This is a genomic window from Shewanella dokdonensis (genome assembly GCF_018394335.1).
Taxonomy (GTDB): Bacteria; Pseudomonadota; Gammaproteobacteria; order Enterobacterales; family Shewanellaceae; genus Shewanella; species Shewanella dokdonensis.
Map to the genome: position 1 here is coordinate 1,183,770 of NZ_CP074572.1, position 22,479 is coordinate 1,206,248.

The 22,479-nt window shown below is 50.0% G+C and carries 25 protein-coding genes and 3 pseudogenes; 10 read left to right on the plus strand and 18 right to left on the minus strand.

Features of this window, described 5'->3' with window-relative positions:
• Nucleotides 1–193: 193 nt before the first annotated feature.
• Nucleotides 194–928 (plus strand): PDC sensor domain-containing protein, encoded by a 735-nt coding sequence (locus KHX94_RS20240; protein ID WP_244859347.1) that lies wholly within the window; start codon nucleotides 194–196, stop codon nucleotides 926–928.
• A gap of 47 nt (nucleotides 929–975) precedes the next feature.
• On the plus strand, nucleotides 976–2,085 hold the full coding sequence (locus KHX94_RS20245) for a methyl-accepting chemotaxis protein (protein WP_244859348.1): 1,110 nt from the start codon (nucleotides 976–978) through the stop codon (nucleotides 2,083–2,085).
• Nucleotides 2,086–2,139: 54 nt separating this feature from the next.
• On the opposite strand, the gene mtgA is transcribed toward KHX94_RS20245, so the two are convergent.
• The 5 genes from mtgA to KHX94_RS05690 form a co-directional block, all read right to left on the minus strand.
• Nucleotides 2,140–2,847 carry a monofunctional biosynthetic peptidoglycan transglycosylase gene (gene mtgA, locus KHX94_RS05670; RefSeq protein ID WP_213682697.1) on the minus strand — a complete coding sequence of 236 codons (708 nt, stop codon included), beginning with the start codon at nucleotides 2,845–2,847 and terminating at the stop codon, nucleotides 2,140–2,142.
• 96 nt (nucleotides 2,848–2,943) lie between these two features.
• Entirely contained in the window at nucleotides 2,944–3,207 is a 264-nt protein-coding gene (locus KHX94_RS05675; protein WP_213682698.1) for a response regulator transcription factor, read from the minus strand.
• Between the two features lie 8 nt (nucleotides 3,208–3,215).
• The gene (locus KHX94_RS05680; protein ID WP_213682699.1) at nucleotides 3,216–3,602 is read right to left on the minus strand and encodes a response regulator; all 387 of its coding nucleotides are present in this window, start codon (nucleotides 3,600–3,602) and stop codon (nucleotides 3,216–3,218) included.
• Complete coding sequence (locus KHX94_RS05685; protein WP_213682700.1) at nucleotides 3,592–3,951, minus strand: sensor histidine kinase; 360 nt, start codon at nucleotides 3,949–3,951, stop codon at nucleotides 3,592–3,594. The genes KHX94_RS05680 and KHX94_RS05685 overlap by 11 nt, the downstream gene beginning before the upstream one ends.
• Nucleotides 3,908–5,023: a PAS domain-containing sensor histidine kinase gene (locus KHX94_RS05690; protein ID WP_280529624.1), complete on the minus strand. Its 1,116-nt coding sequence runs from the start codon at nucleotides 5,021–5,023 to the stop codon at nucleotides 3,908–3,910. Before KHX94_RS05690 ends, KHX94_RS05685 begins: the two co-directional genes overlap by 44 nt.
• A gap of 377 nt (nucleotides 5,024–5,400) precedes the next feature.
• Between KHX94_RS05690 and KHX94_RS05695 the strand changes: the two genes are divergently transcribed.
• The 5 genes and pseudogenes from KHX94_RS05695 to KHX94_RS05715 all read left to right on the plus strand — a co-directional run bounded on the left by KHX94_RS05695 (nucleotide 5,401) and on the right by KHX94_RS05715 (nucleotide 8,212).
• Nucleotides 5,401–5,760 carry a cytochrome c3 family protein gene (locus KHX94_RS05695; protein WP_213682702.1) on the plus strand — a complete coding sequence of 120 codons (360 nt, stop codon included), beginning with the start codon at nucleotides 5,401–5,403 and terminating at the stop codon, nucleotides 5,758–5,760.
• Between the two features lie 113 nt (nucleotides 5,761–5,873).
• Entirely contained in the window at nucleotides 5,874–5,984 is a 111-nt protein-coding gene (locus KHX94_RS21740) for an FAD-binding protein (RefSeq protein ID WP_425314065.1), read from the plus strand.
• A pseudogene (locus tag KHX94_RS21010) lies at nucleotides 5,977–6,504 on the plus strand (FAD-dependent oxidoreductase); the annotation flags it as partial. The gene KHX94_RS21740 and the pseudogene KHX94_RS21010, both read left to right, overlap by 8 nt.
• Nucleotides 6,505–6,527: 23 nt before the next feature.
• Nucleotides 6,528–7,304, plus strand: a complete 777-nt coding sequence (locus KHX94_RS21015; RefSeq protein WP_213682703.1) for an FAD-binding protein — start codon at nucleotides 6,528–6,530, stop codon at nucleotides 7,302–7,304.
• An 11-nt stretch (nucleotides 7,305–7,315) separates the two neighbouring features.
• Nucleotides 7,316–8,212, plus strand: a complete 897-nt coding sequence (locus KHX94_RS05715; protein ID WP_213682704.1) for a SphA family protein — start codon at nucleotides 7,316–7,318, stop codon at nucleotides 8,210–8,212.
• A 122-nt stretch (nucleotides 8,213–8,334) separates the two neighbouring features.
• On the opposite strand, the gene KHX94_RS05720 is transcribed toward KHX94_RS05715, so the two are convergent.
• On the minus strand, nucleotides 8,335–10,881 hold the full coding sequence (locus tag KHX94_RS05720; protein WP_213682705.1) for an EAL domain-containing protein: 2,547 nt from the start codon (nucleotides 10,879–10,881) through the stop codon (nucleotides 8,335–8,337).
• Nucleotides 10,882–11,083: 202 nt separating this feature from the next.
• Nucleotides 11,084–11,506 carry a MarR family winged helix-turn-helix transcriptional regulator gene (locus KHX94_RS05725; protein ID WP_213682706.1) on the minus strand — a complete coding sequence of 141 codons (423 nt, stop codon included), beginning with the start codon at nucleotides 11,504–11,506 and terminating at the stop codon, nucleotides 11,084–11,086.
• Between the two features lie 98 nt (nucleotides 11,507–11,604).
• On the opposite strand from KHX94_RS05725, the gene KHX94_RS05730 reads away from it, so the two are divergent.
• Nucleotides 11,605–11,877 (plus strand): DUF3861 domain-containing protein, encoded by a 273-nt coding sequence (locus KHX94_RS05730; RefSeq protein WP_213682707.1) that lies wholly within the window; start codon nucleotides 11,605–11,607, stop codon nucleotides 11,875–11,877.
• Nucleotide 11,878: 1 nt separating this feature from the next.
• Here the strand turns inward: KHX94_RS05730 and KHX94_RS05735 are convergent, their stop codons facing one another.
• From KHX94_RS05735 to KHX94_RS05790, 11 genes and pseudogenes are all read right to left on the minus strand, one after another.
• On the minus strand, nucleotides 11,879–12,430 hold the full coding sequence (locus KHX94_RS05735) for a flavodoxin (protein ID WP_213682708.1): 552 nt from the start codon (nucleotides 12,428–12,430) through the stop codon (nucleotides 11,879–11,881).
• Nucleotides 12,431–12,546: 116 nt separating this feature from the next.
• Complete coding sequence (locus tag KHX94_RS05740) at nucleotides 12,547–12,816, minus strand: RnfH family protein (RefSeq protein WP_213682709.1); 270 nt, start codon at nucleotides 12,814–12,816, stop codon at nucleotides 12,547–12,549.
• Nucleotides 12,813–13,496 (minus strand): electron transport complex subunit E, encoded by a 684-nt coding sequence (locus tag KHX94_RS05745; protein ID WP_213682710.1) that lies wholly within the window; start codon nucleotides 13,494–13,496, stop codon nucleotides 12,813–12,815. Before KHX94_RS05745 ends, KHX94_RS05740 begins: the two co-directional genes overlap by 4 nt.
• A complete protein-coding gene (locus KHX94_RS05750; protein WP_213682711.1) occupies nucleotides 13,483–14,118 on the minus strand; it encodes an RnfABCDGE type electron transport complex subunit G in 636 nt (211 codons plus the stop codon). The genes KHX94_RS05745 and KHX94_RS05750 overlap by 14 nt, the downstream gene beginning before the upstream one ends.
• A 2-nt stretch (nucleotides 14,119–14,120) precedes the next feature.
• Nucleotides 14,121–15,115, minus strand: a pseudogene (locus KHX94_RS05760) (RnfABCDGE type electron transport complex subunit D).
• A complete protein-coding gene (locus KHX94_RS05765; RefSeq protein WP_213682714.1) occupies nucleotides 15,108–15,524 on the minus strand; it encodes a 4Fe-4S dicluster domain-containing protein in 417 nt (138 codons plus the stop codon). Before KHX94_RS05765 ends, KHX94_RS05760 begins: the two are co-directional and overlap by 8 nt.
• Complete coding sequence (locus KHX94_RS05770; RefSeq protein ID WP_213682715.1) at nucleotides 15,515–16,255, minus strand: RnfABCDGE type electron transport complex subunit C; 741 nt, start codon at nucleotides 16,253–16,255, stop codon at nucleotides 15,515–15,517. The genes KHX94_RS05765 and KHX94_RS05770 overlap by 10 nt, the downstream gene beginning before the upstream one ends.
• The gene (locus KHX94_RS05775) at nucleotides 16,165–16,587 is read right to left on the minus strand and encodes a hypothetical protein (protein ID WP_213682716.1); all 423 of its coding nucleotides are present in this window, start codon (nucleotides 16,585–16,587) and stop codon (nucleotides 16,165–16,167) included. The genes KHX94_RS05770 and KHX94_RS05775 overlap by 91 nt, the downstream gene beginning before the upstream one ends.
• A 10-nt stretch (nucleotides 16,588–16,597) precedes the next feature.
• On the minus strand, nucleotides 16,598–17,122 hold the full coding sequence (locus KHX94_RS05780) for an RnfABCDGE type electron transport complex subunit B (RefSeq protein ID WP_213682717.1): 525 nt from the start codon (nucleotides 17,120–17,122) through the stop codon (nucleotides 16,598–16,600).
• A gap of 12 nt (nucleotides 17,123–17,134) precedes the next feature.
• Nucleotides 17,135–17,709 (minus strand): annotated as a pseudogene (gene rsxA, locus KHX94_RS05785) (electron transport complex subunit RsxA).
• A 251-nt stretch (nucleotides 17,710–17,960) separates the two neighbouring features.
• Nucleotides 17,961–18,980 carry an alpha/beta fold hydrolase gene (locus tag KHX94_RS05790; protein ID WP_244859349.1) on the minus strand — a complete coding sequence of 340 codons (1,020 nt, stop codon included), beginning with the start codon at nucleotides 18,978–18,980 and terminating at the stop codon, nucleotides 17,961–17,963.
• Between the two features lie 373 nt (nucleotides 18,981–19,353).
• Here KHX94_RS05790 and nifL point away from each other — a divergent pair, with 373 nt between their 5' ends.
• Nucleotides 19,354–20,883: a nitrogen fixation negative regulator NifL gene (gene nifL / locus KHX94_RS05795; protein ID WP_213682718.1), complete on the plus strand. Its 1,530-nt coding sequence runs from the start codon at nucleotides 19,354–19,356 to the stop codon at nucleotides 20,881–20,883.
• 6 nt (nucleotides 20,884–20,889) lie between these two features.
• Nucleotides 20,890–22,449: a nif-specific transcriptional activator NifA gene (gene nifA, locus KHX94_RS05800; protein WP_213682719.1), complete on the plus strand. Its 1,560-nt coding sequence runs from the start codon at nucleotides 20,890–20,892 to the stop codon at nucleotides 22,447–22,449.
• Nucleotides 22,450–22,479: the final 30 nt, after the last annotated feature.

Sequence of the window (22,479 nt, forward strand, 5' to 3'; positions counted from 1 at the left end):
ATTCTCATTAAATAAGTATTAAATATCTATGTTATAGATTATATGCCGATACATATTAATCCAGTTAAATAACCAGTAATTATGTGATCAACGAATAATATTCAACATATTTAAATATGCACGAAATGACTAATTAGCGATCATCAATAAATATCTCTCATTTATTGTAATATTTCTAATTAAGGCAATGGTTATGTATTTTACATTAAAGTCTAGACTGCTTGTTTTTTGTGTATTGTCAATAATGCTTATCTTAACTTTAATGGTAGCACTATCCTCTTATGTCATTCGTGATACCTCATTATCAAATACCAGAAGAGAAGTAAAAGAACTCTCCAATACTTTTGCGGCAGATAAAGGACAATGGATACTTGACCGAAAAAATGCCGTGCAAAGCTTGGCCAAAACACTTGAGCAACATTTGGATGAATCGCCGGTGCCTTACTTGGTGCTAATCCACCAAGCCATGCAGTTTGGGTTAACATCTATGGGGGATGAACAGGGCAATATGATCCGTCAGGATCCTTCTATCGTCACCCCCGGCTTCGATCCTCGGGTTCGGCCTTGGTACAAGGGTGTGAAAAACGCAGACGCAATGTTTGTGACCAAACCCTATGTCAGTGCCGCCATGAAAAAAATGGTGGTGACGATTGCCGCCCCCGTCAAGAAAAACGGCGAATTCTACGGAGTAGCTACAGTCAATGTTGCCATTGATGAGCTGACCGAAGCCGTGCGCAAACTACATCTGCCCGGTAATGGTTATGGCATTTTATTTGATCATGATGGAACCATTATCAGCCATCCAGATGCGTCACTCAACGGCAAACAGATGCGTGAAATTAATGACAGCTTTAGCCCATCTGAAATGAAATCAATGGCAAATTCCGATGCTTTATATGAGAAAAAATTAATAGTTCAGCGCAGCTAATATATGTCGTCAACGTGCCAAATACCGAATGGGCATTGGCATTCGTCATGAATAAAAGCGATATCATGAATGAAGCCGCAAGTCTGGCGTGGAAGATGATTATTACTGGCGTTATTTTTTTGGTTATTTTCACCTTAGCAACCTATATGGTATTTAAGCTGCAATTTAAAGAATTAGAAGATGTCGCTACCGCCCTGCAAAATATTTCTGAAGGTGAAGGGGATTTAACGGTAAGTATCAAAGTAAAAAATGAACGTGATGAAATAGGCCAGCTAGCCGTTGGGTTCAACCGCTTTGTGGCCCGACTCCACGGCATGATTTCTAGAACCCGAGATATTGCCGAACGCCTCCAAGAACAAGCGAAAATGACCACCAACTCTGCAGAAAATAACAGTCAGAATATCTCTGTGCAGCAGAACGAAGTCACCATGGTAGCCACCGCAGTAACGGAAATGGCAAGTGCCACCGAAGAAATCGCCAGCAATGCTGAACAGACGGCCAATACCGCCAAAGAAGCCGTATTACTAACCGATGAAGGTAAGGGACAGGTGTTAAAAAGTCACTCGTCTATCAATGGACTGGCAACCGAAGTCGAAAACGCAGGTGTCATCATCAAAGAGCTGAACAACCAATCCCAGACCATCAACAGTATCTTGCTGACTATCAGCAATATTGCTGAGCAGACCAATCTGCTGGCACTCAATGCCGCCATTGAAGCTGCCAGAGCCGGAGAACAAGGGCGCGGATTTGCCGTGGTTGCAGATGAAGTGCGGGTGTTATCGCAAAAAACGCATGCCTCAACCCAAGAAATTCAGGACATGATAGAAACCTTACAGCAAACCGCATCGAAGGCGGTGGCGTCGATGAATTCTAGTTACGCTTTAGCAGAAACCAGCGTGTCAGATGTCACTGTTGCCAGTGCCAGTTTGGCACATATCTCCGATGCGATAACCCGCATCTCGGACATGGCAAGCCAGATAGCCACCGCGGCCGAAGAACAAACATCGGTTACCGGTGAGATAAACCGCAATACAGAATCCATCAGGGAAGTGTCTGAAAATCTATCCAATGAAGCAGTGGATGCGACCGAGCAAGCGCAACAGCTTGCGGCGCTGGCACAATCGTTACATCAGGAAGTGTCGCGTTTTAGACTGTAATTCCAACCCTTATCATCTAGCGGATTTACGCAGAGGCGGATCCGCTAGGTGAATTCAATCCAGCTTTTGCAAGGTTATCTGCCCCAACTGCCGCATTTGGGTGCTGATCCAGTCGGCACGTTCCGCCATATAAGCCGAAGGTGGTGCAATACGGTAATGCCAAGGATTCGGCAATATTGCGGCCAGTAGCGCCGCCTCATAACGACTCAACCTAGATGCGGGTTTGTGAAAATAATGGTGAGCGGCGGCATCGGCACCATAGATACCGGGGCCAAATTCCACCACGTTAAGATAGACTTCCAAAATCCGCTGTTTGTCCCAGCACAGTTCGATTAACAGGGTAAACCAGGCTTCCAGCCCTTTACGCACAAAACTGCGTGAAGGCCACATAAACAGATTTTTCGCCGTTTGCTGGCTGATAGTACTAGCACCGCGTAAACCATCGCCTTTGCGAGCATCGGCAATGGCATCGCCAATCTGTTTAAAATCAAAGCCAAAGTGTTCAGGAAAACGCTGGTCTTCGCTGGCAATCACCGCCAGTTGCAAATGACGGGAGATAGCAGAAAGCGGTTGCCATTGCTGTTGCACCTGCGTGATTTTACCCGGTGGCTCAATAGCACGAGCTAAACGCCAACTCCAGTATGGCGGGTTCACAAATCGCAACAGCAGGACAGAGAACAACGAAACCAGCAACCACAGGCATAACAAACGCCATAACCAACGTTGTAAGCCACGCCACCATCCGCTTCTGGCAGTCGCCATCAAAAACCTCTGTGTTCACCGCTAAGAGTGAAAAAGCTTATGCCGTTCAGCGCTGGCTGGCAACACTCAGCACTTGAGCATTCGCCAGATACCGAACTACCCGGCATTAGCATATTCGATGGCAAACTTGACCATCTGCGATGCACTCTGGAATCCCAATTTGTTTTTGATATTCTGCCGCACGGCATCAACGGTTTTGACGCTTAAGCCTAAATTGACCGCAATCTCTTTACTGGGACTGCCCTTACCGACCATGGTAAAAATTTCCAGTTCTCTGTCTGTCAGCGACTGTATCCCAAATGAGGTGACTCTGTGGTTTCGTCCCTGATGAATCGCTTCGCCTAATAAAGATTTGGTCATGCGATCGCTCAGAAAAATGCCCCTTGTTGCAGTTTACGGATGGCAACAATTAGGGTGTCGGGTGACTCACTTTTCATCAGATAACCCTTGGCACCAGCACGCAACGCCCGTTCGGCATAGATATCTTCTTGATGCATGGAGAACACCAGCACTGTGATGCCATTATCGTGCTGCAATATGGCTTTAACCAACTCCAAACCATTTTGTTGATCCAGTGACAGATCAACAATCACTAGATCGACATGCTGCAACTGCAATTGCTGCATGGCGGTTTCGGCATTTTCGGCCTGAGCACACACCCGTAGATCTGGACTCTGTTCGATTAAGCGGGAGATGCCCTCACGCACAATAGCATGATCATCCACCAGCATGATGTTCAGTGTATCAACGTTCATGATTTGCTCCATTATGGGAGGCAGTTAATGCCACGTCACAACTAATGCAAGTCCCTTGTGCGCCAGTCTCGACCTTTAATTCACCGCCTATCATGGTGGCGCGATACTGCATGATCTTTAGTCCCATCGCCCCACGACGTTGCCCCGCATCGGCAATACCACAGCCGTTATCCTGCACCTTGAGCAATAGCCTATGCCCTTGTTGCTCTAGCGCGATCAACAGCTGCGAACACTGGCTGTACTTCATGGCATTGCTGACCGCCTCACTGGCAATATTGAATAAGTGAGCGCTGATCACATCATCATCAAGCAATATGGCGCGGCTGCTGAAAGTAGCAGTCAATGTCATAGAGATCCTGTACCGATTGCTGCAATGATGATAGCGCTTTCGTCAGGCCATCTGGCCCTTCAGGGACATGGCTGAGGCCTTGCAGCACGTTATACATTCGCTGCCGCGCCCGGCCAACGGTCTCGACAATCTTGTCGGCCAGTTCGCTCAATGGATCGCCACGACCTTGTAGCTGATTCGCCATGGCACTGGCCAGAAATGACAAGCCAGTCAGCTCCTGTCCAACGCCATCGTGCAAATCGCCACCAATGCGCCGCCGCTCATTGGTGCTGAGGCGTAATAACTCAATTTCCAGATTACGCTGCTCAGTAATGTCACGGGCAACCTGCACCACCCCACTGAGTTCACCATTGTCTTCAACAACAGGATAGGCCGAGACCTGCAACAGCCGCCCTTGAACCTGTACTTCGCCAAAGGCCGCCTTACTGTCTTTAAATACGCGATTTACCGGGCATTTATCGCAGGAATCCTGCTCATTTACACAAGATTGCTGGGTTGGAATGCCCGCATTAGTGGCGTTACTGCGGGCATTTTTGTTCGCCCATAAAATATGGTGGGCGCGATCATGAAATGTCACGCGCTCGGAGATAACATCAAGAATTAACTGCGCTTTAGACTCGGCACGCTGGCATTCTTCACGGGCTAAGCGCTGTTCCGTAACATCGACTATCAGACAATGTGTCTGAATAAAATGCCCGTCGTTATCGTAGCGAACATTCCCGTGAACAATGACATATATTTCACGCCCAGATTTGTGTTTTAATTTCCACGGCTGATTACGAGACAAGCCCTTGCGTTTAAATCGAGGGAAAGTCACATTGATATGGTATTCCACATCCTTTTTATCATATAAAAAGAAAGCAAATGGTTTACGATATACCTCTTCGTATGAATATCCAGTCAACTCTGAAAATGCATTATTAAAATCAATAATAGCGGCATTCTCATCCATAGACATATATGCCAACGGGATATTATCAAACATCGCACGGTAACGCTCATGCGATATCAATAAATTATTATATCGGTCCTGTAATAGCCCTTCGTGAGAAAAACCTGCAAGAATGTTCATACGCCCCCAATCTCAGCGTTGTCCATGTTGTCATTCTAGCTTGTGATTAAAACCCTGTCTGGCCTGATGTCACTGACATTTGGGAGTCTAGTCACATATCTAAAATCTACCGCAGACATTTCACTTTCAAGCTCAGTGACAATGCCCATATTTGAATAGGTAATATTACCTATATTTCAGAATTTATTAAAAAATTAAACAATATAAATAACTGTTATTTTTAAAAATAAAAAACACTAAAAATAGCTTAGGTAATTTTACTTAGCACACCCTAGGTATTAAGCATCTGGTTACTGAAATAAAACAAAATAAAATAATCATTGCAAAATAACTATTATTTCAAATCATTTTGCATCACCTAAAGAGGGTAAACCAAGATGAAATTAATCACTATCGCATTTTCCATGTCGCTGTTGATATTAAGTGGCAGCAATATTGCGCAGGCACAAGAGTTCCAGTGGCAAGCCTACCATTTAAAAAATGGGGTCAAATGTCAGGATTGCCACGGGGCAGATACACAAGCTGCGGTAAAAAACAGCAGTTGTCTGACCTGCCATGGCTCCTATGCTGAGCTGGCAAATAAAACCAAAGATATGCAGCAAAATCCCCACATGAGTCCGCACTTTGAAAATCTGGAATGCAGCAGTTGCCACGCCAGCCATACCCAACTAACCAACTTCTGCCAGGACTGCCACGGTCCTATCGTCAGGGACGCTAAGTTCAGCAAAATCAAATAATCCGGGCTATTGAGGGTGACATATATGAAAGCAACATTGAATAACGTATTTGCCCTGGGCATTCTGGCGCTTGCCAGACTGCTTACGGGAAAACTATTGAATATACAACCGATATCGCAGTAGTCGGCGGTGGTGCAGTGGGCTTATCGGCTGCCGTCACTGGGGCAGAAGCGGGTGCCAAAGTGATAGTCGTGGAAAAAATCCTTACCTGGGGGAAGCTCTAATTTTGCCGAAGGGCTGTTTGCCGTTGAAAGTGACTATCAGCGTGCTAAATCCTACGCGCTCACCAAAGACCAAGCTTATGAACACATCATGGAGTATTCCCACTTCAAGAATGATGGTGCTATCGAACGGGAGTTTGTCGATGAGTCTGCCGACAATCTGCGTTGGTTAAACAAGCACGGGGTGGATTTTGAAGTGGTGCAGATTTCCCCGAAAGAACCGGAAACCTGGCATCTGATCAAAAACCGCGAGCAGTTTGTACATGGCGCGGCACTAGTCACCGCCCTGCAAGAACATGCCCAAAAAGACGGAGTACAGTTCTTGATGCGTACGCCTGCCAACACCTTGCTCTATGAAAATGGCAAAGTCACTGGCGTAAAAGCAAAAGATCACAAAGGCAATGACATTGTCATTCACGCCAAGGCGGTCATTATCGGTACTGGCGGTTTTGGTAACAGCCCGAAAAAATCGACCAGTGGACCCATTTTGATGGAAAAGATTTCAAACCGACTCTGCCGCTAAATAAAACCGGTGACGGCATCGAAATGGGGCGTGAGATTGGCGCTGCCCATGAAGGCGAAACCTTAATGCTGCATCCCGGTACCGAAGGGAAAGGCATTATTCCGCTGGGTAACATCTATACCATGACTTGGCAGCCAGCCAACATGTGGGTCAATGCTCATGGTAACCGCTTTGTCGATGAAACCGTGGCCTTCAGTTTTGCCCATGCCGGTAACACCATTGGCCGGCAAAAGGGCCATTACGCTTGGGCCATTTTTGATGATGCCGAGTTGCAACACGCCAAGAATGATGGTGTTGATAACGGCGTCGGCGTGTTGGTTCCGGTGATGACCAAGTTGAAAAACATCGATAGCGAAATCAAAAATGCGCTGGCAGCCAAGAGTGAGAGCTTTAAATCTGCCACCAGTATTGAACAGTTAGCCAAAGCGATTGATGTGCCAGTTGCCAATCTAAAACACGCTTACGATAGCTACAATCTGGCCGCGACAACCCATTACGATGAAGCCTTCAATAAAGATCGCATGTGGACACGCCCATTGAATCACGGACGTTTGTATGCCGTGAAACTGATGCCTTACCACTTCACGTCTGTTGGCGGGCTGCGCATCAATACCCAGATGTCCGTAGTCAATACCGATGACAACCCTATTAAGGGGCTGTATGCCGGTGGTAATGATGTGGGAGGCATCTACTCAGATACCTACACCTTATGGGCCTCTGGACACGCTTTTGGCTTTGCGACCTACTCTGGTCGAAAGGCCGCCCAAAATGCACTCGACTATATCAAAATCGGTAAATGAGCGGAGACACTATGACTAAGTTAACAACGTTAGCCGGTGCCCTGCTTACGGCCGGCCTGTTCAGCACTAGCGTGCTGGCCACAGAAGGTGGCGGTGGCGTTTACCCTAACGGTGCCGAAGGCTATATGGCGGGAGCATTACCGCCAGCGGGACTGTACTATCAGAATTTTCTCAACCACTATACGGTTGACCGTTTGAACGATGCCGATGGTCACAACAGTGGTGCCAACGTTAATTTGCAGGCGAGCGCCGATGTGTCACGTTTCATCTACATGACACACTATCAGCTGTTAGGTGCCGACTACGGCATGTACACCACTATCCCACTGGTACACATCAGTGGCGAGCTGCAAGCTGGCCCTGCCGATATCCACTCCAGTGTTAGCGGCCTCGGCGATATTTCCATCGCGCCTATCATGTTAGGCTGGCATTTTACCCACTGGCATTTTGCCGCAGCGCTGGAATTTACGGCCCCCACTGGCGAATATAACCAGTATCGTTTTGCCAATCCCGGCCGTAACTATTGGGTAACAACGCCAGTATTTGTGACGACTTACCTGAATAATGGCTTCGAGGCTTCTGCCAAGTTTATGTACGATATCAACGCCAAAAACGATGATACCGACTATAAATCTGGTCAAGAATTTCACTTCGATTACGCCCTAGGTTACCACGTAGCGAACTACACGTTAGGCTTAGCTGGATATTATTATCAGCAGACAACCGATGATAAAGTGGGCGGCGAAATTTACCAGGATGGCTACAAAGGCAAAGTATTTGCTATTGGCCCGGCGGTAAAAATCGATGGGCAAATGGGGTCTTTGGAGCTGAGATACCAAAAAGAAGTGAATGCGGAGAACCGCCCCGAGGGTGACAAGTTCTGGGTCAAAGTCACCTTAGCACTCTAAGCCTTCTTGCTGTTCAAAATATGTGTGGTTATATGCAATCCGCTGTGGTCGGCCACAGCGGATTTATCTATCGGCAAAGGATACCCATCCGCCGCATCAGTAATTCATGACGACAGCAGCTATCAGTCGGAATGGGGAAAGAAAGTTGCCATCAATTCCTCTATCGGTAACGGTTTACTGAAGAAAAATCCCTGAAAATTGCCGCAGCCATGCTGTAACAGAAAATCTCGCTGAGTGGCGGTTTCTACCCCTTCGGCAATCGCTTCCAGCGCCAATGAGTCGCAAATGCCAAGAATGGCCTCCACAATAGCCGCATCCCCACTGTTATCCGTTACATCCTTTACAAATGATCGGTCAATCTTCACCTGATCTACCGGCAGTTGTTTCAAGTAGGCCAGAGAGGAATACCCGGTTCCAAAATCATCCAGGGAAAACTGCACCCCAACGGCTTTTAGTTGCAGAATTTTTTGCTTGGCAGCATCCACATCTTGCAATACCGCGCTTTCTGTCAGCTCCAGCTTTAACCGTTCCCCGCGCGCCCCAGACTGCGTCAGTTCATACAACACTTCGGCAGCATAATTGCTGCGTAAAAACTGCCGGGCACTCACATTGATAGCAATGCTCAACGCCTGAGTCTGAGATGACTGCTGCCAACTCACGAGTTGCCGACAAGCTTGCTGTAACACCCACAAGCCTATTTCGTTGATGAGTCCAGACTCTTCCGCCACCGGAATAAACTGCTCTGGAGACACCAGTTCCCCATTGGCTTTTTGCCAGCGCAGTAGCGCTTCCACCCCAAACATAGTGCCGTTGCTATCCACCTGCGGCTGATAATACAGGCGTAATTCATGCCGTGAAATGGCCTGTTTCAGCCCATGCTCAATATGACTGCGCCGCGATATGGCCTGCTGAATGGTCGCATCAAAAAACTGAATATTATTGCGACCTCCGGCCTTAGCCTTGTTGAGCGCCATATCCACCTGCGTCAACATTTCATCGATGGAGAGGCCGTCACCACAAAAAACCGTCACCCCGATGCTGACGGTTGCCATGTAGCCGTTAAGCAACAGATCGATATCAAATGGCTTTAATAATTGCTCACGGACATTATTTGCAATGGTGGTCGCCTCAGTAACCGCGTCACACATTGCCGGCGCTAGACCTTCCAACAGAATGACAAATTCATCGCCGCCGATGCGCGCCATCGTGTCCTGTTTAGGCAATATCTGTTGAATACGCTTAGCGACTTCAACCAATAGCCGGTCGCCTACACTGTGCCCATGTGTGTCATTGAGCATTTTGAAATTGTCGAGATCCAGCAGCAGAATCGCATCATAGCGGCCATTGCGAGCACTGTTAGTCCGGGCGATTTTCAGCCGTTCCAGCAATAATCGGCGATTGGGCAATGCGGTCAAAGGATCGTAAAATGCCAGAGTGCGGATCTGTTCCTCCGCTTGTTTGCGTTCAGTAATATCGCGCATTACCGCCACAAAATAGGTTTCGCCTCCTTGCTGCCAGCTACTTAGCGACATCTCGATTTGCAGTGGTTGGCCATTGCGATGCATCCCGACCACTTCGCTGATGCGCCCCACATCTGCCGTTGAGCGGCCAAGGGTTAAGCCACCATTGGCGAATCGCTGTGGCAGATAACGGCTGGGGATCAAATTGGCTAAAGGTTTGCCAACCATCTCATCTTCACGATAACCGAACAGCAATTCGGCCGCGCGGTTGCAGAAGATCACCTCACCGCGCTGATTAGCTTGCAGCACACCGTCCTGCGCCACTTCAACCAAGGTGCGAAACTTAGATTCACTTTCCTTCAACGCGGCTTCTTTCATTTTGATACGAGCCACCATCTGGTTGAAAGCATGACCAATACGGCTAAATTCACCGGGTAATGCTTCCAACTGCTCAACCTGGGCTTGGTCGCCCATGCTTTCAATGCCCTGGTTTAATTTAGCAATTGGCCAGATGACGTTGCGTTTGATCAACAGGAAAATCACCAGGAGCAGTAACACGCTAGAGCAAAAAATCCACCAAAACTGCATGGAGAAAATGTGCTGCACTCTTTGCATCACAATCGCACCGGGAATTTTGATGCTGACAATGCCGCGCAAATCGCCCACCTGGTAGTTGTAGGCCGCATCATAATGCGCCCGAATGGTTGCTGGCGCAGACGCCTTGCTACCGTGGCAGGTCAAGCAATAGGGTTCCACCCAAATTGGCCGGGCATAATGATAAAACTGTCGCCCCTGTTTATCGGTGAAGGGCACAAACAGACGTTGCGCTTGCGGGTGTTGCTTAAAATAACTAAGCGCGGCCTGTTCAATGGCATCCGCTTGGTGATCAGCATTACGGGGAATATTGGAGACATTGTCGAATGAAAAACCGGAATCTTCCCAATTGGGGATATCTTTGGAGATTAATCCCAGCGCATGCGCAGGCAGAAATCCTAAGGTTTTATCCGTTAACGGCAGACCGCTTTCGAGAAACTGATGGTGATAAACCCGCCGAGTCGCCATCAGCAAGGCGCGGATCCGTTCAGCTGATTGCAACAGCTCTTCTTCGGATTCTCGCTGGATAAAAATATAAGTGGCGTACTGCAGCGTAAAAAAGCCTGCGACAAACACCGCCAGCACAGCAAATAACATCTTGCGGCTGAGTGACATTGACCCTGTCCTTGTCAATCTAGGGCTGAAACACACCGATACCGATATAGTTATTTTGTGGTTAAAAAGCTCAAAAATTCAACAAGCAAGCCATCTCTTTTAACATAATGAGAAACGGGTCATGCTGCCACCGCGAGCAAGGTCATTTTTTCCATGACAGACAGTAACTTCTTGGTCACTTTTAGCGTCATCACTCAGCAGTTTACTCGACTGAATTCAGGTTATCGCGCATTTGTTGTAACGCCGCATCCAGCAACGACTGCTGAGTTGCAGAAATACCCGAGGTCATTTTTTCGGCCACTTGCCGTTGCAGTTCTTCGGCCTGCGCCAGACAGGTGCCGCCTTGAGCGGTCAATTGCAGCAATATACTGCGGCGATCCTGCGGGTGTGGCAATTTCTGTAGTAACCCCTGTTGTTCCATATCCATGACCAAACGAGTCACCTGCGCTTTATCACGGTGCAGTTTCTGCGCCACCAATTGTGGCGTAATGCCATAACCCGCGCCCACTTGTCTCAACACCCAGAAATACAGCAATGACATGCCGGGCAGCTCGCGGTTAAACAACTTTTGCAGCGCCGCCTTGTGCGATTCAAGTACGGCAAACAGGGATTGATCAATATTCATTGGTTGACTTTATCAACTATTTTGGATTTAATTGATTTTATCAACTAAACCGGTAAAACAAAACTATCACAGTGCCAAATCGCAACAGGAGTCGACTTATGCCACATCAATACCGTATCACCGTTGAAAAAATGGATGGTGACACCCCAGTACAAGCGCTGCGCTTTGACGCCACCAATCACGATGACTTTTTCGCGATTCTCGAACGGGCTAATGGCCGCCTAGGTTTCAGCGATGAACAAACTAAAAATTTTATCATCGGTCTGAAACTGTTCGGTGAAGTGATCACGGCCGAACGCAAACATCCACTGTTCAGCGAAATCGGCCCACAACTCAAGCTGTTTATGAAAAAGCTTAAATCCGCGAACTGAGTTACAACGCTAATTCGGCTTGCAGCTGGGCGACCCAAGTGGCCACGCGATCATCACTGAGACTCGCCTGATTATCTTTGTCGATTACCAGACCGACAAAACGGTCGTCCAGCACTGCCGCTGACTGATTAAATTGGTATCCATCAACCGGCCAACTCCCCACAACCTCGGCACCACAAGCGATGACACAGTCATAAAGCTCACCGAGCGCATCTACAAATTCATCGGGGTAGTTCACCTGATCGCCGAGCCCAAACAAGGCAACTTTCTTACCGGACAAATCAAGCTCATCAAAGTTAGGCATGAACTCTTCCCAACTGGCTTCCTGGCACTCAGCCGATAGCCCTGGCAATTGCCCGTCGCCCAGCGTTGGGGTGCCAAAAATCAACACATCATATTCATCAAAAACCGCGGTATCTTCTACCCGGTTAATGTTCAGTGGTTTGGCAGCCACGTCGCCCAGTTGTGTTGCAATCTGCTTGGCGATCTTGCGGGTACTGCCGGTATCTGTTCCAAAAAAATTGCGACTTTTGCCATGATTAGCCCCTTGCAAAAAATGGATTCAGCACTAACAGTGCAATTCGCGTTCCCGCTATAACATATTGAATTTCATTTAGTTAGATAATTATCTGTAGCACAGCCACTAACAATTTGTCACAAAGCTGACAATTACGCGTCGTCATCATCATCGTCGGCATCTTGCGGCGGTTGCCAGGTAATTGCCCGATAGATCTCAACCCGATCGCCATCTTTCAGTGGCGCATCCAGCGCGGTGATTTTGCCAAATATGCCAACTTTCTGCCGATCCAATTTAATCGCCGGAAACATCGCCAAAATGCCTGAAGCCTCGATAGCTGACATTAAGGTGGCCTCGTCGCTTAACTGCACGGGCAACCATACTTGCTCCTGTGGCAAGGCATATACCACACTGACTTTCATGATGCACCGCCTGAGACCGCGGCCGCTACCGCCTTGCGTTGTTGCAACCACAGTGACGTTTTCTGTTTCAGCGCCAGTACCGCACCTAACACCAAAAAGCCGCCTGGCGGCAGGATCACCAGCAGCAAGCCGCGGTAATCATGGATAACCGTGGTTTCCAGAAAAGCAAAATGTTGGCCGAGCAACAGGCTAGCATTGGCAAACAAAGTGCCACTGCCAATGATCTCGCGAATGCCACCAAGGACAGTCAACACCCAGGTGAACCCCAAGCCCATCGCCAGCCCATCCACCATGGCCGGCAGTACCGATGCTTTGCTGGCAAAAGATTCCACCCGCCCCAAGATGGCGCAGTTGGTTACGATGAGCGGAATGAACAGTCCCAGCACTTTATGCAGCGGGTGTAACCAAGCGTTGAGCATGACGTCAATCAGGGTCACCAAGGAGGCGATGATGATGATGTTAGCGGGGATCCGCACCGCTTTACTGATAATGCCTTTAGCCATGGATGTCAGCATGTTGGAAGCCACCATCACCACTGTAGTCGCCAGCCCAAGTCCCAGACCATTAGTGGCACTGCCAGTGACCGCCAGCAAGGGGCACAAGGCCAAACTCTGTTTCAGAATGATATTGTTGTGCCACAGCCCATCTGCCGTGATGTGTGAGTAATCATTGTTTGCCATGCGTTGCCTCCTCGACTGGATGCGCCTGCGGTAACTGTTGCATCAACGCCTGCATGGCGTGATGGACGCCATTGACCACGGCCCGCGGCGTGATAGTCGCCCCGGCAAATTGATCAAAACTGCCGCCGTCCTTTTTCACTGCCCACAGCGCGGTATTTTGCAGAGAATGCTGATTAAAACTGAGGATCCACTGGCTTTTTGCCAGCTCAATCTTGTCGCCAAGTCCTGGGGTCTCGCTATGGCTGAGGATACGCACACCGCTGATAACGCCATTGCTATCAACCCCCAACAGAAAACTGATGCTGCCGCCGTAACCTTCGGTAGTACCGCGCACCACGTAATGTGTCACAGTGCCAGCGGCGTTTTTCACCGGAAACATCTCATAGTGGCTGCCTGCAAACTGGAGCTGTTGCGCATTGCTGAACACCTTATTGGCATAAGGCGCCCCGTTGAGTACTTCCGTCAGCAAGGCGTTCTGATCTTCCTCTAAGCGCTGTGCGATCAGCGGTTTAGTAAGGCTATCTGTCAGCAATAATAGTGCTGCGGCAACACCACAAATACTCGCCAGCAATAGGCTCTGGTAGGGGATCCCCGCTTTCCATTTTTCAATGACCGCCAGCATGGCTATTTCTCCGCCAATGAACGGCTGCCGAAAATGGCTGGCCGTAAGTAATGGTCGATAAGTGGGCTGGCCGCATTCATGATCAATACGGCAAAGGCCACGCCTTCTGGATAATTGCCAAAACTGCGGATCAACCAAATCAACAACCCGCACCCCAAGCCATATAACAGTTGACCGCGAACGCTGGTGGGCGATGTCACGAGATCGGTAGCAATATAAAAAGCGCCCAGCATGGCGCCGCCACTAAACAACTGGGTGGGCATAGATAAAAAAGTGGCAGGAGCTAACCAATGCCCTATCAGCGCCGGTAATCCCAGCCCGACGAGAAATGACACAGGGATCGCCCAGTGGATAATGCGCCGTTGTAATAGCAGTAAGCCCCCGCGAGGATTAATAGACTGCTGGTTTCTCCAAGACTGCCGGCTTGGCTCCCCAGAAACATCGATGACAAGCTATCGGGCGTCTTGGCAAGGCCAGAAAGCGTGGTAGCGGCCGTGACCCCATCAAACTGCTGCCAACCATCGGGAACCGTTATCAGGTTGTGGCTGAAATCCAGCGGCGTTGGCAACGCCCAACTGGTCATTTCCACCGGAAAACAGATCAGCAACATCACCCGCGCCAGCATTGCCGGATTGAACAGGTTTTGCCCTAGGCCACCGTAAATCTGTTTGCCCACCACAATAGCAAAAGCGCTGCCCATGGCTGCCAACCACATGGGGACGGTGGATGGCAGACTCATGGCCAGCAGTAAACCGGTTAATAGCGCAGAACCATCGATACAGGCACGAGTGCGGCGTTGCAGCAGTTTCAGACAAACATATTCCGTTACCACAGCGACCACACAACACACCAGCACGGTGCGCAAACTGCCAACACCGAATTGATAGACCGCAAACAGCAGCGCTGGCACCAAGCTGAGCAGCACCGTATACATAATACGCACACTACTGTTGCGCGTATGGGCAAACGGGCCTGACGAGGGTTCGTAATCAATCATGTTCCAGCTCCTGCAACGGTTGGCTTGCCCTGGTGGGACGTTCTCGGCGTTTGGCGGCTTTCGCTGCCTGTTTAGCCGCCGCTTCTTCGGCGAGTCGCTGTAAGCGGATTTGATTCAGCTCTTTCGCTTTGGCGGCCCGTTGTGCTTTCAAGCGGTTAGCATTGAGAGACCCTTTGGCATGGAGAAAGTACTGCACCAGAGGGATTGCGGAAGGACACACGTAACTGCAAGCACCACAGCCAAGACAATGCTGAATGCCAATCGTTTCAGCCGCGGTAAAATCGGAAATCCGGCTAAACGCCGCCATCTGAAACGGCATCAACCCCATAGGACAGGCGCGCACACATTGACCACAACGAATGCAATCTGAAGGGGTTCGCTGCCGCACCTCAGCGGCTGTCAGCGCCAAAATCCCCCAACCGTTTTATCAATTGGGATATAGGGCGAGGAAATCACCTGCCCCATCATCGGGCCGCCAAATAACAAGCGTTCGGTACTGTCACTTATACCACCACACCAAGCCAGCAATTCATGCACCGGGGTGCCCATTGGCACTTCCACATTGCGCGGGCTGCCAATACCGCGGCCAGAAACCGTGATCACCCGACTCACCAGTGGTCGGTGGAAACGTACCGCCTGATAGACTGCCCGGGTAGTGGCGATATTGTGGGTGAGAATACCGACCGAGTTAGAGAGTTTGCCAACGGGAACCGTTTTGCCCGTGACGCACTTAATCAGGTGCCGTTCCGAGCCCATAGGGTAAATGCTGGGAACACTGCGAACCTGGATCTGCTCATCCTCAGAAGCGGCCAAGCGCAACTGTGCAATCGCATTAGGCTTGTTGTCTTCAATGCCGATAATCGCCTGCTGGGCGCCACAAGCCGTCAACATCAGCCTTACCCCGGCAACGATCTCCGCCGCATAATGCTGCATCGCCACATCATCACAGGTAAGGTAAGGTTCACACTCACCGCCGTTGATCACTAAGGTGTGCACCGCCGCGTTGCGGGCAAACTGCAACTTGGCCGCCGTGGGAAACCCAGCGCCACCTAAACCGACAATGCCCGCTTCACGCACCCGGCTGATAATTTCTGCGGCAGACAGTTGATAGAAACTGCCCTGTGGCGCACGCTCCCCCAACGCCTGTCACTGTTGGCGCGGATAATGATGGTGTCACATTTGGCTTTCGATGGATGGGAATTAAAATGCTGGGCAATGCCGGTCACCACGCCATTCACTGGCGCGTGGATCGGTGCCACCATCTCCGAATGGCTGTCGGCGATTTTCTGGCCGCGAAACACCTTATCCCCCGGCTGCACCAGCGCATTGAGTTTGGCGCCATTGCGCAACTGTAATGACAGCATGACATTACGTGGCCAGAATTCCCGGTCAATGCCGTTATTACAGGTCAGCAATTTATTGCTGTCGGGATGGATCCCTCCGCGAAATGGCCGCTGCAAAAACTTCAACATAATGCCTCCTTCAAGCCGCAGCCGTTTGAGGTTTAGGCCAAAACCAGCTGCGGCTGTCTGGCGGCAATGCCACAGTTGTCAGGCACTGTTGTGGACACACCTGAGTACAAAGTTTGCAGCCGGTACACACATCTCGAATAACGGTGTGCATCTGTTTGGTCGCGCCCACAATGGCATCAAAAGGACAGGCTTTATAACAGCGACCACAGCCAGAGCACAGTGACTCGTCAATTGTCGCCACCCACTGTATGTCAGCGTCGGCAATAGTGACCGAGACGCCAAGCAGTTCGGCGACCTGCTGTGTCAGGTTAGCGCCACCAAGCGGGCAGCCCGCCGGACTAAGCGCGCCCCGCACCATAGCTTCCGCCGCCTGACGACAACCGGCTTCACCGCATTGGCCGCACTGACCGCCGGGCATCAATGCTTCTATCTGCTCCACCAGCGGATTACTCTCCACTTTGAACACCTGCGAGGCATATCCCAAGGCCGCCCCTAACATCGCCCCCAATAACACAAAAAACAGTACGCTTATCATCTGCTGGCCTCCTCAGACAATTCCGGCAAAGCCCATAAAGGCCATCGACAATAGTCCCGCGGTAATAAACGCAATGGGATTTCCCTTGAATGCTGCGGGGATGCGATTCAGGCTGAGCTGCGCCCGTAAACCGGCAAACAGCACCAGCACCACCATGAAACCAATGGAAGAACCGAAACTGAACATAAAGGTCTGTAGCAGTGATAACTGTTGCTGAATGCTTAACAGTGCCACCCCCAGCACCGCACAGTTGGTGGTGATCAATGGCAGAAAGACCCCCAGCGACTGATATAGCGCCGGGAAGCTTTTTTAACGTAGAGTTCGGTCAGTTGCACCACCGCGGCAATCACCAGAATGAAGGCGATGATGCGCATAAATTCCAGATGTAACGGTCTGAGTACCGCAAATTCAAGTAGCCAGCTCACCACTGCCGCTAACGTCAGCACAAAGGTAGTTGCCAGCCCCATACCTACAGCGCTGTCGATTTTGTTCGAGACGCCCATGAAAGGACACAGGCCAAGAAATTTAGCCAACACCACGTTATTCACAAAGGCGGCGCCGAGAAAAATCAGTAAACCATCGGTCATGGTTGGGTTCCCCGTTGGCAATCAATGCGGGGAATTTTGCAACGCTTATGCCACTGTCTTTGAACCCTAATGGCATTAGTCAACAAAATGTTTTTATTAAGTTTTCTGTAAAAATCGAGCAATGCTAATGCGTTGCTGTGTTTGTCGCAAAGCCGACAAAACAGCGCTAAAACGAACAGCTTGCGAGTACGTTATGTGGTTTAAAGACGGCGAGGAAAACGCCCGCACTGACACGGGCGCTAGTGGATTTTTTATTGGTGGGGTAATAGATGCGCCAGTAACGCTTGATGGAACTCTGCGGGAGCTTGCATCTGTGGCGCATGTCCATAATCGGGGAACAACACTAAGGCAGCACCGGGAATACGTGCGGCGGCTTCCCGTGCCAGTACCGGGTAATTGCCGAGCTTGGCTCTATCGGCCGCAGAAGCCAGATCTTTTCCGGGTGCGGTGGTGTCTTTCTCGCCTATCAGCAACAAGGTTGGCACCTGGATCTGTGCCAACTCATAATAGACGGGCTGGCTATAAATCATGTCGTACAGCAGCGCCGAGTTCCAGGCAACAATCTCCTTACCCGGGCCGCGATACATGCCCGCCAGCATCTGTACCCATTTTTCATAGGCGGGTCGCCATTCGCCAGCATAATAAGTGTTACGTTCGTAATTACGGATACGTTCGTCGGTCACTTTGAGCTCGCGTTGATACCAGCCATCAACCCCGATATAAGGAACGCCCTTGGCTTTCCAATCTTCCAGCCCGATAGGATTAACCAGCACCAGTTGTTCAGTCTGCTTGGGATACATCAAGCTATAACGGGTGGCGAGCATGCCGCCGGTGGAATGCCCCATGATAATGGCCTTATCAATCGACAAGGAGGCCAGCAAAGCCTGAGTATTTTGTGCCAGTTGCTGAAAACTGTATTGGTAGGCCCGTGGTTTGCTGGATTTACAGAAACCAATCTGATCCGGCATCACCACCCGATAGCCCGCCTCGCTGAGACTGCGCGCTGTGGCTTCCCAGGTTGCGCCACAAAAATTCTTACCATGTAGCAACACCACTGTATGACCATTGGCTTTTGCTGGTTGCAGATCCATGTAGGCCATATGCAGCGACTGTTGCTGCGATTGAAACGCATATTGCGCCACGGGCCATGGATAATTGAACCCTTCTAACTCTGCGCCATAAGCGGGTTTGTCTGCCGCCTGAGCTACATTCCCGAAACAGCTGCAAAGCAGCATGCTGCCCCATAACCAATGCCGTCCACTGCGATACATCGCCACCTCCTGTTATTCAGCTTTCGATGAAATACCAACTGCGGCCAAGTCTAGGGCAAAGCGCGCCAAGGGTCAAAGCCGTCAAGGTGCCACCACAGAGAGCAAGGCTGCACCTATTTGGTGAAATTATCAGCAATAACCCGTGCCAGCTATTGTCAGCAACGTCTGGGGTTTTGTCGTAAAGCTAACAATTTTATTGTGGCAAAAATGGATTGTTGTAAAACAAACAATCACATACAAAACAAATAGATATCAATAGCGTTTTGTAGAAGTTAGCAAAATGTTGCAATGGTCTGATTTATGCAGAAACCATTATCTGATTGCTCGCAAATGTACGACACAAGCAGCCACGGCAAAGCTCGGGAAGGTGGATATGGAACAGAGAGACAATGTTGTCCCCCAGATTGACACTCCGGCATTCGGTCTAGATGCCTATGCGCAGATCCTGCAAAATGCCCCTGTCGCTATCAGCATCACTGATAATCGCGGCAATCTGCTGTTGGTGAATGATACGTTTCTGGAAGTCACTGGCTACAGTCGCGAGGAGTTGCTGGGAAATAACTGCTCTATGCTGTCTTACAAGGCCACACCGCGCAGTGTTTACGAAAGTCTCTGGGGAGCCATCACCCGCGGTGATCATTGGCAAGGACAGCTGATTAACAAACGCAAAAACGGCCAACCCTATATTGCCGAAATCTCCATTTCGGCCTTTAAAGATAACAGCGGCAAACACTGTTACTACTCCATCCACAAAGATATTACCGACAGCCACAAGCTACAAACACACCAGAAAAACCAGTACACCATGTTCCAGGCCGTGCTGAACTCTGCCCCTATCGCTATTGCGCTTATCGACAATAACCACAATGTACTGTTCAGTAACCGGCGTTTTGAACACCTGAGTGACAGCATCCAGATGTCACCCATTGAACTGCTGGCGCAAGGACTGCGGCAGGAGTATGGCCACGAAGCCATTGAGCATTTTGTTGGCAATCGCCAGAACCGTTACAAAGGCGTGCATATGGAAGAACGTGGCCCGCTAGGGGAGCGCTGGTTCGATTATGCCTTGGCCAAAATTCCGGTTACCGACACTACCGCAGAAGCTTATTTTCACCCCGCCGATGAGTTTTATACCGTGGTGGCGATTGCCGATCGCACCAAGGAAAAACTGCTGGTGGAGGAGCGCCGCATCAACGCCGTGAAACTGATGGCAAGCGACAACAAATATGTGCATGCCATGCAGGAAGCGCTGATGGCAACCCTGCATCAACTGCAAGGGCCATTCAACATGCTGGAGTCGGCAGTCAAGATCCTCAAAAAGACCAACCATGCCTGCCCGGGGCTCAACGCCATGGATGAAGCGATGATCAACGCTGTCAGTGCCATGAATGAAATTAAACAGGCGATCCCAGAGCGGGCCAATGAAGCCTTCCAGCCGGTCAATCTGAACCAGGTGATCCGTGATGTTACCGCTATCAGTACCGATGAGATGCTGCTTAGCTGTACCCATCTGGAATTACAGTTGCAGGCGGTGTTGCCGTCAATTTCTGGAATGCCCCATAGGTTGGTGTTGGCGCTGAAACAGCTTATTGATAATGCCATTGACGCTATCCAGTCATCCAAAGCCGCGGAGCGCACCCTGCTGATTACCACCAGCGAAGATGACAGCGATATCTGCATCGTCGTTGAAGACAGTGGCTGTGGCGTGCCAGAAAACGATCGTCTGAAGATCTTTCAGCCATTTTACAGTACCAAGCCACGCCATATTTCCGGTTGTCGTGGTATCGGGTTATCGATAGTACAACAGGTGCTCAACGAGCACTCAGCCACCATCAGTATTGGCGACAGCGCCCGCCTTGGCGGTGCCAGTATTCGCCTGACATTCCCCAAACACACATGGTGATTGCATATGGCTGTTGAATTGAATCTGTTTGATCTCGAGCGGCAACTGCTGGCCGCCATGTACAAGATCAGTAGTGAACTGAATACCAGCCTCAACTACCCGGAATCGGCCAACAATGTGCTGAAAATCCTGCACAATGAATGTCGGCTGATGTGTGGCATGCTGACCATTCTGGACGAAGAACGCGATATTTTACTGATCAAGTCAATTCACAATCCGCTACCCCGGCCGCTCACCGATGAAAAACAGGTGTACTACAAAGTGGGTGAAGGCATTGTTGGTGATGTGCTGCAACACGGCAGTTCCATCGTTATCCGCCAGTTGGGCAATGACCAGCGTTTTGCTGACAAACTGGCACTGTACGACTATGAAAAGCCCTATATTTGTGTGCCGTTAAAAGATGGCAGCAATAAAGTTATCGGCGCGCTCTCAGCCCAGCCGCCCCAATGCCGCGATGATTCACTGACGGCTCTCGCCAAGTTTTTAGAGATGATTGCTAACCTGATCGCTAAAAATGTGCAATTAGCCTACAAGGTTGAAACCAAAGAAAAACAGCTGGTGGATGAGCGGGACGGCCTGCGCCGAAAAGTACGCAACAATTACAGTTTCAAAAACTTGGTGGGCCACACCAAAACCATGCGGCAGATCTTTGAGCAGATCCGGCTAGTGTCCCGCTGGGATTCAACCGTGTTGCTCCGTGGTGAGTCCGGCACGGGTAAAGAACTGGTGGCCAATGCCATTCACTACAACTCGCCCCGCGCCAACAACCCATTTATCAAACTCAACTGCGCGGCACTGCCAGACAACCTGCTGGAATCGGAACTGTTTGGTCATGAAAAAGGCGCATTTACCGGGGCGGTAAAGCAGCGCAAAGGCCGCTTTGAGATGGCGCATAACGGCACGATTTTTCTCGACGAAATTGGTGAAACCAGTGCGGCATTTCAGGCCAAGCTACTGCGGGTATTGCAGGAAAAGGAGTTTGAACGAATTGGTGGCACCTCCACTATTGCGGTCAATGTGCGCATTATTGCCGCCACCAACCGCAATCTGGAAGAGGAAGTCAGCCAGGGCAATTTCCGTGAAGATCTGTACTATCGGCTGAACGTCATGCCCATGTATTTACCACCACTCAGAGAGCGTATCGAAGATCTGCCGGAACTGGCAGAACACATCACCAAAAAACTTAGCATGGCGCAGCAGCGCCAGGTGTCACTCAGCGACAGCACGCTGCGGATGATGATGGGCTACAGCTGGCCCGGCAACGTGCGTGAGCTAGAAAACACGCTAGAGCGTGCATCGGTGCTGAGCGAATCTGGCGTTATTGTTCCGGAACTGATTAGTTTCAGTCAGTTGGATAGTCAACTGCTGCAACCAGCCAAAACCCATGCCGCCAATCACCATCAATACAACACTGCGGAGCCGAGCCTGGATGAGCGCGAGCAGGTGATTGACGCACTGGAACGTTCCGGTTGGGTAAAAGCCAAGGCGGCGCGGTTGCTGAACATGACACCACGGCAAATCGCTTATCGCATTCAAATCATGAATATCGAGATGAAACAGCTGTAAAAGCGGTTGTCGGTGCAGTTGTCACTTTTG